We start from the raw sequence: 12,147 nt of genomic DNA on the forward strand, positions 1-12,147 counted from the left end.
GTGGGCAGGTTCGGCCGAACTCACTCCTGCGGCCCCCGGTTCCCCGTGAGTCCCCGTCCGTTCTGGCACGAGAGTGGCACGACCACGGGACCGTGCCTTGGGCCCCCTCGATGCGAACTATGGACGGGACGGCTGTTGAGGTCTGCCCGGCCGGTCGCGTGGGCGTTTAGAGGCGGTGACGGTCGGCGGCAGTCGCAGCGGTTGCTGTACTTCGGTCCTGGATAGTGCTGCTCGGTGCGCCGCTCAGCTCGGCTGCACTCGGCGGACTGTGCGTTACTCAGGAGCAGTTGAGCAGCCGTATCCCAGTCGCCCTATGCTGCGGTGGCCACGTGCGAGCACGTCTGATGGGGGCGGTCATGTTTGATGCGGAAGAGGCCGGCGGGAGAGCCGTTTCCCACGAGATGGAGGATGTGGGCGACACGGACCGCGGAGGTTCCGGAATGGGGCGGCGACTGTCGTGTCTGGCGGTTGTGGTGGCCGTCTTCGCCCTCGGGGCGGGAAGCCTCGTCTGGTTGTTCCAGGACGAGTTGTTCCATCCGTTCGGGGACGCCCGAGCCTGTGAGGGCAGCGATATGATGCTGCCGAAAGTGATCTCGGCCGGAGGCGTGCCGATCCCCGCCGACGCTTCGGACATCCACTACGTCACCGAGAACGGCAACGCCCAGGTCTCCTTCCTGAGCAACCAGATGCCGGACTACCTGCACCGCGCGGGGCTCGTCCCGGAGGGAGAGTCCCTGTTCGACAAGAAATACGGCGACGCCTACGGGCTCGGCCAGGACGACGGCGAGCTCCCCGAGGGGCTGTGCGGGCCGGCTCTCCAGGGACCTGCCTGGTCCTACTACCGCACGGGGCCCGGGCCGGGCGTCAACATCCTGGTCGAACGTTCCCCCATCGCCTACGACACCTTCCGCGCCCCAGCCCGCGTTATCGCCACCTTCGACATTCGCTGAGCGAAAGAGGCTGGATGGTACGGGGAGGGAGCGGTCGAAGCGGCCGTCACGTCGGCGAGTCCGCGTCAGGATGAAGCCGTGAACGGTACCGAGCGGTCGGCGGAGTCTCAATGACCCCGTCAAGCGCCACCGCGCGGCCTGGAGTACCAGTTTGGAAGATCGCGTATGCGGATCAGTCCTGAGCTGGCAAGACGCTGACCTGCGCAGATCGAGACCGGTCGTCGTGACTCCCCGTTGTTCCCCCTCGTTGGCTGCTGGGCCGGGCACGCAGGGGGCACGTCGGTGTCGTGGGGGCGTAGGGTCCTACCGGGACTCTGTGATGATCCTCGCATGTCCTTCCTCGAGGTCGGCGAGTAGGCCCACCTTGGTCATCAGAGCGATCGCTGCGCAGAGGTCAAGGGCCTCGCCGAGAACACTGTCCTTCTGGACCACGAAGACGAACGCCTCTTCGTTGGTCGGAAGCGTACGCGGAAGCGTGACGAGTCCCTGTTCGCTCAGGGCTTGTGTGATCTTCTTATTGAGCTCAGGGCTGAGTCGCGTCCTGGAGGGGTCTGCGTACCTCTTGATGAACCGCATCGAGACTCGCTTGATGCCGTGATCGACCTCTACCGCGTTGGCAAGCACTGTGAAGTCCATGGGCGGAGTTAACTCTGTAGATAACTAAATTGTCAATCCTGTTGCATCACGTGCCCGGGGATGCTGTGCGCTAGGTCGGTGGAGCGGCTTTGGGCGGGAGCTGCTTTGGGGCGAGTGATCATGGCCCCGTAAGCTTCCGGCGCGTCGGGCAGTCTGTGGACCTGCCCGTTAAAGCACGACGTTGGGGCCATGATCTTAGAGGCTCGCCCCAAAGTGGCTGCCTAAAGCCGTGGAGCCGACCGCCCCAGCCACGACGTGTTCTGACCTCATGCACTGTGTGCCTGCCTCTTGGGCGGGAGCGGGCGGCCGGCGGTGCCGAGCGGGGCGGAGACAGGAGCGCGGGCGCCGCCGGCCGCCCGCGCCCGCCCGGAGGAGCGAAGCGACGACGGGTGCTTGAACCCGTAGAGAAAGTTGTAACTCAGTCTGTGGTGCGGGGCTTGAAACAGTGGGCACAGGCTGGGAGTTCAGTGTTCTTCCAGTGTGCGAGGGGCAGGAACAGGACTGGCCGGATGGTCCATGTGATGCGGACGTCTGCATGCGTGATGGTCACCGTGCACGGCTCGGAGCGCAGGAGAGCCCTTCGGGTCTGGGCGCGCTCTTCGTGCAGCCATGCCCAGGCTTCGTCCGATGCGTCGGAGTCGAGTGCTGGTGAGATGGTGCGGAGGGCAATGGCAACCCAACGGTCTGCCTGGGGTGCTGAGTACGCGTCGAACGATGCCAGGGGTGCCGGCCGTTCTGTGGTGCTGACGTCCTCGGTCCAGCATTCGCACCAGTAGCCGCGGGTGGGCCCGTTCATGAGGTCGCTCCCGTCGGATGGACCATGAGGACGTAGCGGGTGCTCTCGTCGTACAGGGTGAGTTGGTAGCCCGTGCCTCCGGTCATGTAGGCGAGGGCTCGTTTGAAGCGCCCCGGGTTTGATGGAGACATCGAAGACCCGGAAGGATGCCGATCATGGCTGCCCCCCGTAAGTACTCCGACGAACTCCGTGAGCGTGCGACGCGGATGGCGGTCGAGGCCCGTAAAGACCCCGCCGCGCGGACCGGTGCGGTCAAGCGCATCGCCGACCAGCTCGACGTGCACCCCGAGGCCCTGCGGACCTGGGTCAAGCGGGCCGAGACCGACGAAGGCATCGTGGCCGGCACGACGAGCACGGACGCGGCCCGGCTCGCGGAGCTGGAACGCGAGGTGAAGGAACTGAGGCGAGCGAACGCGATCCTGAAGTCCGCGGCGAGTTTCTTCGCGGCGGAGCTGGACCGCCCACTGCGCTGAAGGTCGCCTACATCGACCAGCACAAACAGGAGTTCGGCGTCCAGCCGATCTGCGACGTCCTGACGGGTACGGACGCCGAGATCGCGCCGAGCACCTACTACGCCGCCACCAGCCGACCGCCCTCCGCCCGCAGCCTGCGCGATGCGCAGCTCACCGACGAGATACGCGTGATCCACGCCGCGAACTACGGGGTCTACGGCGCACGCAAGGTGCACGCCGCCCTGCGCAGGGCCGGCCGGAAGGTGGCCCGCTGCACCGTTGAGCGGTTGATGCGCGCTGCGGGCCTGCGCGGCGTCAGCAGGGCCAAGAGCCCGCGCACGACCCGTCCTGCACCGGAGACCGCCAGACCCGCCGACCTGGTGAAACGCCAGTTCACCGCGCAGACACCGAACCAGTTGTGGGTCGCGGACATCACCTACATCAGTACCTTCTCCGGCTGGGTGTACGCCGCGTTCGTCATCGACGTGTACTCCCGCATGGTGGTCGGCTGGCAGGTCGCCACCAGCCTCTACACCGAACTCGCCCTCGACGCACTCGACATGGCCTTGTGGCGCCGCCGGCGCGACGGCGCGGACCTGTCCGGACTGGTCCATCACTCCGACCGCGGCGTGCAATACCGCGCCATCCGCTACACCGAACGCCTGGACGAGGCTGCCGCCGTGGCCTCGGTCGGCTCACGCGGCGACTCGTACGACAACGCCCTCGCCGAGGCGTTCAACAGCCTGTTCAAGGCCGAACTGATCCGCAACAAGGGTCCCTGGAGCGGCATCAACGATGTCGAGATCGCCGTCGCCGAGTACATCGACTGGTTCAACCGGCGAAGGCTCCACGGCGAACTCGGCCACACCCCGCCCTTCGAATACGAGTCCCTCCACGCGGCAACACCCACCCCAGAACTCGCCCTGAAAACCAACTAACCCACCGTCCACCAAACCCGGGGCTTGACAGTTCGTGTTCTGTCTCGTCCGTTAACCAGTGCAGGCCGGGCTGTGCGTACGCGGCGTCGAGCTGGTCAGTGATGTGACGCGTGCGCTTGCGTAACCAGCGCAGAGCCAGGCGCGGGCTCGTGGCGTCGTGTGACCCCATGGGGATGGAACGGACCTCGTTCAAGGGGTAGGCGGCGGCCCGACACCGGTAGGGAAGCGGTCGCCTGCTTGCGTTCAGCGCTTCGGGGGGAGCGGACGTCAGCACGGGTGTCCTCCTGCTGGGCCGGCCTCGGCGAAGAGTTCCGCGGTGACCGTGCGGCCGCCGTGGCTGTCGTGGATGACGACCCGGTGAGCGATCGAGCTGACCATGCCCAGGCCCCGGCCGTGCTCGGCCTGGTCCTCCTGGTTCCCGACCTTCGGGGCCGTGCTGGTTCCTCCCTCGTCCGTGACCGACAGGGCGACCACCTGCGAGGAGACCGCGAGGGCCAGATGGAAGCTGCCGGATGCCTGGCCGCTGGCCGTGTGGAGGATCGCGTTCGCACTCAGCTCGCTGACGATCAACTCGGCGTCCTCCGCGAACGGCGAGCCACGCAGGATGTCGCGGGTCCAGCGGCGTGCTCTGCTGACCTCTTCCGGAAATCCTGGGCAAGACAGTCCCCAGACCCGGGCCCTACTCGTATACTCGTGCATACAAGTTCCTTCGCGCTGGTAGGCCGCCATGTGTAGCGGGTTCGGGCTAGACGAGTTTCACGCCGTCGTGGGCGCGGATGGCCGGCGGGGTCGCCGCGTCGAGTGCGTCCAGGACGCGGATTGAGTACGCCTCGTCGGTGAGTTCGATGACTTCTTCGCGGGTGGCCCAGCACAGTGCGCGGGTCTCGTCCCCGGTGGTGGGTGTGCCGTCGGCCGCCTGGCAGCGGAAGACGAGGGAGACGATCAGGCCCGTCATGTTCTTGTAGACGCCGGTCAGGGTTGCGGGAAGCGCGACCTTGATGCCGGTTTCCTCGAGAACTTCGCGCTGGAGGGCTTCGGGGATGGTTTCCTCGCGTTCGAGGACTCCGCCCGGGGGTTCCCAGTGGCCGTTGTCGCGGCGCTTGATCAGGAGGGCCCGGCCTTGGTCATCGACGATGACCCCGGCGACGCTCACGGAGTGCGGGCGTTCTGTGCTCACGTTCCTCGGCCCTCTCGGCTGACTAGGCTCTCCACCGTAGCAACAACACTCGCCCACTCGTCTAGATACCTAAAGGAGTACGCGTGACGTCTCTACCGAGCATTCTCGGCGGCCTCGATCCGACCAGTGATCGTGCGGTCTTCCGGCAGATCGCCGACCAGCTGCGCGAGGCCATCGACCGTGGGCGATTCAAGGAGGGCGAGAAGCTGCCCTCCGAGGCGGAACTGGTCGAGCACTACGGAGTTTCCCGGATGACGGTCCGGAACTCCTTCTCGATCCTCCAGGGCGAGGGCCTGGTGCACGCCGAGCACGGCAAGGGTGTCTTCGTCCGGCCCCGGCCTCCGGTGCGTCGCCTCGCCTCCGACCGGTTCGCCCGGCGCCACCGCGAACAGGGCAAGTCCGCGTTCATCGTGGAGGCCGACGCCGCCGGCAGTCACCCGCAGGTCGACAGCCTGGAGGTGAAGGAGGAGAAGGCCAGCCAGGACATCTCTACGCGGCTCGGTTCCGTGCGGCGCGTGCTCGCCCGGCGTCGCCGCTACCTGCTCGACGGTCGGCCGGTCGAGTTCGCCACCTCGTACCTTCCGCTCGACATCGCCCGCGGTACGCAGATCGCCGAACCCAACCCGGGCCCCGGCGGCATCTACGCCCGTCTCGAGGAACTGGGCCACCGGCTCGACCACTTCGAGGAGGAGATCCGGGCCCGGATGCCCTCGCCGTCCGAGGTGAAGACGCTGCAACTGGCCTCCGGTGTGCCGGTGATCCACCTGATCCGTACCGCCTTCGACACCGCGGGGCGGGCCGTGGAGGTCTGCGACACGGTCATGGCGGCGGACGCGTACGTCCTCTCCTACCAGCTTCCGGCGACCTGATCGGCGGTGCGCGAGGCCACTTCTTCGGACTCGTACATCTCAACAGGCATACTCGTCTAGACGAGTGGGCAAGTTGTGTGGCAAGGTGGTCCTCGTTCCCGGCGTCGTCGGGTTCGAAGGCTGCATCTTGTCTAGACGAGTAGATGGAAAGAAATCTTGCGCACCATCCGTGTGGAGACCTCGGCCGCGACGATTCTGCTGACCGAGGCGCCCGAGCCCAAGGTCCGCGACCGGCAGACGGGCGAGATCGCGAAGGACGCCGTCAGCGGTGAGGCGCTGATGACGCTCGGCGTCGTGTACATCGAGGAGGGGGAGTCGTCCCTGATCAAGGTGACCGTTCCGGAGAGCGGGGTGTCGGATGGGCTCGCCCTCGGTGCCCCGGTCTCCCTGCCGGGTCTGATCGCTCGGCCGTGGGAGAGCGTGTTCAACGGCCAGCAGCGGCACGGCATCGCCTTCCGGGCTGCCGCCGTCACTCCGGCCGCCTTCCCGGCCGCTGTGGGGGCGTCGGCCTGATGACCGACCTGGCAACGCTTCTGGAGGTGGGTGGTCCCGTCGCCGCGCTCGGCGGTGGGGCCGCCTACGCCTGGGCGCGACACCCCGGCGTCTACTGGTCCACGGTCGGCTTACCGGTGTCCACGGTCCGGCTGCTCAGCTCCTACGGCTCCGTCATGGAGGCGTGCGGGCTGACCGTGGCCCCCTCCCGGCTGCGGGTCCTGGCGGTCAAGGCCACCACCCGCCGTGAGGTTAGGCCCGTACCGCCGCGTCGGGGGATCATCCGGCCGACGACAACGGGGCTGCGGGTCCGCCTGCGGCTCGCCCCGGGACAGGAACCCGCCGACGTGGCCGCCTCCGCCGAACGGCTGCGGCACGCCTGGGGAGTCCACGCCGTCTACGTGACCACGATCAAGCCAGGCGTGGTCGACCTGCGGCTCGTCGGCTTCGACGTGCTGCGGCGGGTGCGTATGCCGCGCAAGCTCCGCTCTGGGCTTCTCCGGGTGCCGGTCGCGCTGCGCGAGGACGCCACTCCCTTCATACGCGACTACCGCACCGTGCCGCACCAACTCACCCTCGGCGCCACGCTGTCCGGCAAGTCCATGTACCTGCGTCACCTCGTCGCCGGACTCGCCCGCCAACCCGTCGCCCTCGTCGGCATCGACTGCAAGCGGGGCGTGGAACTGGCGCCCTTCGCCCCGCGCCTGTCGGCGCTCGCCACCGAACCGGAGCAGGCCGCCGAACTGCTGCCCGTGCTCATCAAGGAGATGGAGGACCGATACGACCTGATCAAGTCGCGGCAGGGCATCACGCTGAGCACGCCGGGCGAGGAGATCACCTCCGACATCTGGGGCCTGCCCGAGCACGAACGCCCGGTGCCCGTCGTGCTGTTCGTCGACGAGGTGGCCGAACTCTTCCTCGTCGCCACGAAGAAGGACGAGGAACGCCGGGACGAGATGGTCACCCAGCTCATCCGGCTCTCCCAGCTCGGCCGGGCCGCCGGCATCTACCTGGAGGTCTGCGGGCAGCGCTTCGGTGCCGAGCTGGGCAAGGGCGCGACCATGCTGCGGGCCCAGTTGACCGGCCGCGTCTGCCACCGCGTCAACGACGAAGCCTCCGCCAAGATGGCACTCGGCGACATCGCCCCCGAGGCGGTCTCCGCCGCCTGCGACATCGCCCCCGAACGGCCCGGCCTCGCCGTGGCCGGTGACACCTCCGGCGGCTGGTCCCGCATCCGCACGCCGTACCTCTCCCTCGGCGACGCCGCCAAGACCTGCCGCGAGTCGGCCCACCTGGTCCCCGACCTGCCCGCGCTCAAGCCCTTCCGACCCGACGTGCCCGTACGGCCCGTCGAGACACCGAACCCGGTCATGCGGCCCCGACCGGTGACCGACTGAGCCGCTGCCTTACTTCTCCACGGTCGGCGTGATCGCCTCACGCCATGTCCCTACCCCTCCCATGCCCGAACCCGGAAGGAGCCGCAGCATGCGCGCCCACCTGGCCCGTGTCGACGCGGTGCTCGTCCAAGCGGTCATCGCCGCCGCGCTGTCCTTCGCCCACCTGCACGACGTCGCCTTGGCGGCCGGACAGGACGGGTGGAAGGCGTGGGCCTATCCCGTCTCGGTCGACTTGCTGCTCGTCGCCGCCTGGCGCCGACTGCGGTCCGGTGACGCGAAAGCGGCCGGGTGGTGCTGGTTCGTGATCGCACTCGCCGCGTCCCTGGGCGCGAACGTCGCCACCGCCGGACTGCTCGACTTGGACGACGTGCAGGCCTGGCTCCGCATCCTCGTCGCGGGCTGGCCCGCGGTCGCCTTCCTCGGCGGAACCCTCCTCGCCCACTCGGCGCCGACGACGCGCGACAGAACCGGTGACGCCGTGGACCGAGAAGAGCCCGAAGGCATCGAGGACCAGGAGGACGCGCCCGATCCCGCACCGGAACCCCCGGCACCACCGGCAGCCGACCCGGCACCGGCTCCACCTCCGCCGGTCACTGTCCCGGCCGCCCTGGTCGAGCACGCCCGCAAAGTCGCTGCCGAGCATCACGCCCGCACCGGAACGGCCATCGACACCCCGACCCTGCGCGCCCGCCTCGGCGTCCCGCCGGCCATGGCCGACGCCATCGCCGCCCAACTCACCTGACCAACAAAGGGGGACCATGCCTCTCTGCTTCAACACGGCCGCCGACTACCTGGAAGCGGCCCGCGAGATGGCCGTAAGCGGCCGGTCGGTGCTCGCTCGACTCCTCGCCGAAGAAGCCGCCGACCGCACATCGGACCCCGGGGAAGCCGCCCGGATCCTGCGCGAGTTCCCTGGCCCCAGCGAGCGGCAGGAGGACTGACCATGCCCGCACCGAAGCGCTTCCGCTCCGTCACCCGCATCGGCCCCGTCCAGGTCGGCACGGCCTACGACGGTCGCGGCCGGGAGAAGCACACCGCCGCCTGCACGGCCCCGCGCTGCGGCTTCTCCGCCGACTACGACAGTCGCGCTGCCGCCGAGCTGGCGGCCCATACCCACCGCTGCCCCGTCCGCTGAAAGGACCCGCAAACCGTGACCGTCAGTCTGCCGCTCGTCGTCCTCCTCGGCTTCTTCGCCTGGGGAGCGGTCAAGTTCTTCGGCGTCCGCACGTGGATCGTCGTCCTGATCGCCCTCTTCGGCTTCTGGCTCTCGGACACCTTCATGGCCCCGGCCATCGAGTCCGGCACGCGCTCCGGCGTGGACATCGTCAGCGGCTCACATGACTAGACGAGTAGGTAAGGAGAGCTTCGCCGTGTTCCTGCCCAAGTACCCCGACAGCCCGACGCCCCCGTCCGCGCACACCCACACCGTGGCCGACCAGGTGCCCGCGCGTCGGCCGGCCCCTCAGATCTCCGTCAGCACCGGAGCGGTCGCGGCCGTCCTCGTCGGCGGCGTCGTGCTGACCGCGCTCCTGGCCGCCGTCGCCGTCACGGCCGTCTCCGTGGCCGTCGCCGCCGTGGTCCTGCGCTCGCTGCTGCGCGACCAGCACCGCCGCTGACCTACCGGACCCCCGGGGCGGCCTCGATACCGCCAAGCATCCGCTGCCCCGGGGGCCGTCTCCCTCCAGCCGAACTAGAAGGAGAAAGCCATCATCACCCGCGCCACTCCGCCCCCGCTCCACGAACTCGGCGAACTGGCCGCCCTCGGCACCATGCCCGCACTCCTGCGCCAGCTCTCCGGCCTCGGCGGCTGCACGCACCCGATCCGCCTCGACGGCCACCGCACCGAGTACGACCTCAACACCCGCACCGGCGAGATCGGCAACGTCCTCCACCACCTCGACTCCTCCAACCTCCCGGCCGGTCACCTCCTGGTCCGCTGCAACAACCGCCGCACGACCCGCTGCGCGGCCTGCGCCGAGGTGTACCGCCGCGACACCTTCCACCTGATCACCTCCGGACTGCGCGGCGGCAAGGGCGTCCCCGAACGCGTCGCCGCACACCCGCGCGTCTTCGCCACCTTCACCGCCCCGAGCTTCGGCCCGGTCCACAACCGCCCCACCGGCCCGGCCGGTTCGGTCCGCCGCTGCCGCTGCGGCGCGGTCCACGACCAGGACGACCCCGCCCTCGGGACCCCGCTCGACCCGGACACCTACGACTACGAAGCGGCTGTGCTGTGGAACGCGCACGTCGGTCCGCTGTGGCGGCGCTTCTCCATCTACCTGCGCCGGGAGGTCGCCAAGCGCGCCGGACTCACACAGCGAGCCTTCCGCAAGTACGCCCGAGTGTCCTTCGCCAAGGTCGCCGAGTACCAGAAGCGCGGGGCCGTCCACTTCCACGCCGTCATCCGCATCGACGGCCCCGAGGGCGGCGACACTCCGCCTCCCGCCTGGGCCACCGCCGAGCTGCTGACCGACGCCATCCGGGCCGCCGCTGCCGCCGCACGTGTGGACGGCCCGGTTATCGACGGCCGCGCTCATGCCTTTGCCTTCGGCCGTCAGCTCGACGTCCGCACCATCCGTTCGGCCGACTTCGATGGCGGCCAGGAGCTGACCGAGCGGGCCGTCGCCGCCTACATCGCCAAGTACGCCACCAAGGGCGCCGAGACCGCCACGGGAGCTCTGGACCGGCCGCTGAAGTTCCTCGCCGAACTTGCCCAGCTCGACATCAGCGACCATGCCCGCCGGCTCATCCGCACCGCCTGGACCCTCGGCGCCCGCAAGGATCTCGAACACCTCCGCCTGCGGGCCTGGGCCCACATGCTCGGCTTCCGCGGCCACTTCTCCACCAAGTCCCGCCGCTACTCCACCACCCTCGGCGCCCTCCGCGACGCCCGCGCCGACTGGCGCCGCGCACAGGCCCTGGCAGCGACCGAGACCGGCCCGGACACGACCCTCGTCCTCGCGCACTGGGTCTACGCCGGAACCGGCCTCACCGACGCCGAAGCCTGGCTCGCCGAAACCCTCGAACCCGCTCCCGGAACGGAAGGAGAGCCCACCCGTGCATGACGACGAACTGCTGACGGTGCCCGACGTGATGGCGCGGTTGAAGCTCGGCCGTTCCACGGTCTACGACCTGATCCGGTCCCGTCGCCTGCCCTCGATCACCATCGGCCGGTGCCGCCGCATCCCGGCGCGGGCCGTCCGTGAGTACATCACCATCGAACTGGAGGCGGCGGCCTGATGGCCCAGCAGCGTAAGCGGAACCCCAACGGCGCCGGCACCATCACCAAGCGCAAGGACGGCCGCTTTCAGTGCGCGGTCTACGTCCTCCAGCCGGACGGCACTCGTGCCCGCAAGTTCGCCTACGGCAAGACCTGGGCCGAGTGCGACGCCAAGCGCCGGGAACTGCTCGACAAGGTCGACCAGGGCGTGCCCGTGCCGACCCGGTCGGCCAGGCTCGCCGAGTGGCTGCCGTACTGGCTGGACAACGTCATCAAGCCTCGGCGGAAGCTCAGCACGTACGACAAGTACGAAGCGCACGTCCGGCTCTACCTGGTGCCGCTCCTCGGCGCGAAGCGGCTCGAATCGCTGGGCGTCGCCGACGTGCGCCGCTTCCTCGTCCGCCTGGAGGAGAAGACCACCGCGGCGACGGCCAAGGAGGCACACCGTGTGCTGCGGTCGGCGCTGTCCTCCGCCTGCCGCGAGGAAATGATCACGCGTAACGTCGCCAAGCTCGTCGAGCCTCCTCGCACCGACAACCGAGAGTTGAAGCCCTGGACCCTGGACGAGACGCTCGACTTCCTGGCGGCCTCGCGCAAGGACCCGCTCTATGCGGCCTTCGTGCTGGCCATCGCCATGGGCCTGCGCCGGGGAGAGATCGTCGGCCTGCGCTGGTCGGACGTCGACCTCGACGGCCGCGTGCTGTACGTCCGTCAGCAGACGCAGCGCCGCCGTGGTGTCCTGTACGACGACGACCCCAAGAGCCGTCGTCGCCGTGCCGTCCCGCTGCCCGCGCTCTGCATCGCACCCCTGCGCTGGCACCGCATGCGGCAGGCGGCGGCTCGGGCGAAAGCGGGGGAGACCTGGCAGGAGTCCGCCTACGTCTTCACCACCCGGACCGGTCGCCCGGTCGAGCCGCGGAACGTCTACCGCTCCTTCACACGCGTCGCCCAGTCCGCCGGCCTCCGCGTGATCCGCCTGCACGATGCTCGCCACGGCACCGCGACTCTCCTTACGGCGGCCGGGGTCGCGCCCCGTGTCGTGATGGAGATCCTGGGCCACTCGCAGATCAGCATCACCATGGACGTGTACACGCACGTCGTGCAGGACACCCAGCGCGAGGCCATGAGCCACATGGATCGGCTGCTGCGGAGGCGTCCCGGTCGTCAGTGACCGCCCTCGTTGATGTCAAACCTGGATGTCAAAGGCCCCGGACCAAGAT

The 12,147-nt window shown here is 69.1% G+C and carries 17 protein-coding genes and 1 other annotated feature; of the genes, 13 read left to right on the top strand and 4 right to left on the bottom strand.

Annotation, left to right across the window (positions count from 1 at the left end; genetic code table 11):
• Positions 1-440: 440 nt before the first annotated feature.
• Complete coding sequence (locus WJ438_RS23840) at positions 441-950, top strand: hypothetical protein (RefSeq protein ID WP_406727039.1); 510 nt, start codon at positions 441-443, stop codon at positions 948-950.
• 303 nt (positions 951-1,253) lie between these two features.
• On the opposite strand, the gene WJ438_RS23845 is transcribed toward WJ438_RS23840, so the two are convergent.
• Complete coding sequence (locus WJ438_RS23845) at positions 1,254-1,586, bottom strand: hypothetical protein (RefSeq protein WP_406727040.1); 333 nt, start codon at positions 1,584-1,586, stop codon at positions 1,254-1,256.
• Between the two features lie 418 nt (positions 1,587-2,004).
• A complete protein-coding gene (locus WJ438_RS23850) occupies positions 2,005-2,382 on the bottom strand; it encodes a hypothetical protein (protein ID WP_406727041.1) in 378 nt (125 codons plus the stop codon).
• A gap of 155 nt (positions 2,383-2,537) precedes the next feature.
• On the opposite strand from WJ438_RS23850, the gene WJ438_RS23855 reads away from it, so the two are divergent.
• Positions 2,538-3,772 (top strand): IS3 family transposase gene (locus tag WJ438_RS23855; RefSeq protein WP_406727042.1). Its coding sequence is split into 2 segments (ribosomal slippage): positions 2,538-2,817 and positions 2,817-3,772, totalling 1,236 coding nucleotides; the frame shifts between segments, so codons are not numbered across the junction.
• Positions 2,813-2,944 (top strand) — a sequence feature (AL1L pseudoknot). (Overlaps the previous gene by 132 nt.)
• 267 nt (positions 3,773-4,039) lie before the next feature.
• Here WJ438_RS23855 and WJ438_RS23860 read toward each other — a convergent pair.
• Positions 4,040-4,471, bottom strand: a complete 432-nt coding sequence (locus WJ438_RS23860) for an ATP-binding protein (protein WP_406727043.1) — start codon at positions 4,469-4,471, stop codon at positions 4,040-4,042.
• A gap of 46 nt (positions 4,472-4,517) precedes the next feature.
• Entirely contained in the window at positions 4,518-4,925 is a 408-nt protein-coding gene (locus tag WJ438_RS23865; protein ID WP_406729791.1) for an NUDIX hydrolase, read from the bottom strand.
• Positions 4,926-5,032: 107 nt separating this feature from the next.
• On the opposite strand from WJ438_RS23865, the gene WJ438_RS23870 reads away from it, so the two are divergent.
• The 11 genes from WJ438_RS23870 (at position 5,033) to WJ438_RS23920 (ending at position 12,098) form a co-directional block, all read left to right on the top strand.
• A complete protein-coding gene (locus WJ438_RS23870; protein WP_406727044.1) occupies positions 5,033-5,818 on the top strand; it encodes a GntR family transcriptional regulator in 786 nt (261 codons plus the stop codon).
• A 156-nt stretch (positions 5,819-5,974) separates the two neighbouring features.
• Positions 5,975-6,331, top strand: a complete 357-nt coding sequence (locus WJ438_RS23875) for a hypothetical protein (protein ID WP_406727045.1) — start codon at positions 5,975-5,977, stop codon at positions 6,329-6,331.
• Positions 6,331-7,707, top strand: a complete 1,377-nt coding sequence (locus WJ438_RS23880) for an FtsK/SpoIIIE domain-containing protein (protein ID WP_406727046.1) — start codon at positions 6,331-6,333, stop codon at positions 7,705-7,707. Before WJ438_RS23875 ends, WJ438_RS23880 begins: the two co-directional genes overlap by 1 nt.
• Before the next feature lie 88 nt (positions 7,708-7,795).
• A complete protein-coding gene (locus WJ438_RS23885; protein WP_406727047.1) occupies positions 7,796-8,449 on the top strand; it encodes a DUF2637 domain-containing protein in 654 nt (217 codons plus the stop codon).
• A gap of 16 nt (positions 8,450-8,465) precedes the next feature.
• On the top strand, positions 8,466-8,648 hold the full coding sequence (locus WJ438_RS23890; protein WP_406727048.1) for a hypothetical protein: 183 nt from the start codon (positions 8,466-8,468) through the stop codon (positions 8,646-8,648).
• A 2-nt stretch (positions 8,649-8,650) separates the two neighbouring features.
• Positions 8,651-8,842 (top strand): mobile element transfer protein, encoded by a 192-nt coding sequence (locus tag WJ438_RS23895; protein WP_406727049.1) that lies wholly within the window; start codon positions 8,651-8,653, stop codon positions 8,840-8,842.
• 15 nt (positions 8,843-8,857) lie between these two features.
• On the top strand, positions 8,858-9,052 hold the full coding sequence (locus tag WJ438_RS23900; protein WP_406727050.1) for a hypothetical protein: 195 nt from the start codon (positions 8,858-8,860) through the stop codon (positions 9,050-9,052).
• A 25-nt stretch (positions 9,053-9,077) separates the two neighbouring features.
• On the top strand, positions 9,078-9,323 hold the full coding sequence (locus tag WJ438_RS23905; protein ID WP_406727051.1) for a SpdD protein: 246 nt from the start codon (positions 9,078-9,080) through the stop codon (positions 9,321-9,323).
• Between the two features lie 153 nt (positions 9,324-9,476).
• A complete protein-coding gene (locus tag WJ438_RS23910; protein ID WP_406727052.1) occupies positions 9,477-10,772 on the top strand; it encodes a replication initiator in 1,296 nt (431 codons plus the stop codon).
• Positions 10,765-10,947 (top strand): helix-turn-helix domain-containing protein, encoded by a 183-nt coding sequence (locus WJ438_RS23915; protein ID WP_406727053.1) that lies wholly within the window; start codon positions 10,765-10,767, stop codon positions 10,945-10,947. The genes WJ438_RS23910 and WJ438_RS23915 overlap by 8 nt, the downstream gene beginning before the upstream one ends.
• Positions 10,947-12,098: a tyrosine-type recombinase/integrase gene (locus WJ438_RS23920; protein ID WP_406727054.1), complete on the top strand. Its 1,152-nt coding sequence runs from the start codon at positions 10,947-10,949 to the stop codon at positions 12,096-12,098. The genes WJ438_RS23915 and WJ438_RS23920 overlap by 1 nt, the downstream gene beginning before the upstream one ends.
• Positions 12,099-12,147: the final 49 nt, after the last annotated feature.

Source organism: Streptomyces sp. GD-15H (assembly GCF_045291515.1).
Classification (GTDB): domain Bacteria; phylum Actinomycetota; class Actinomycetes; order Streptomycetales; family Streptomycetaceae; genus Streptomyces.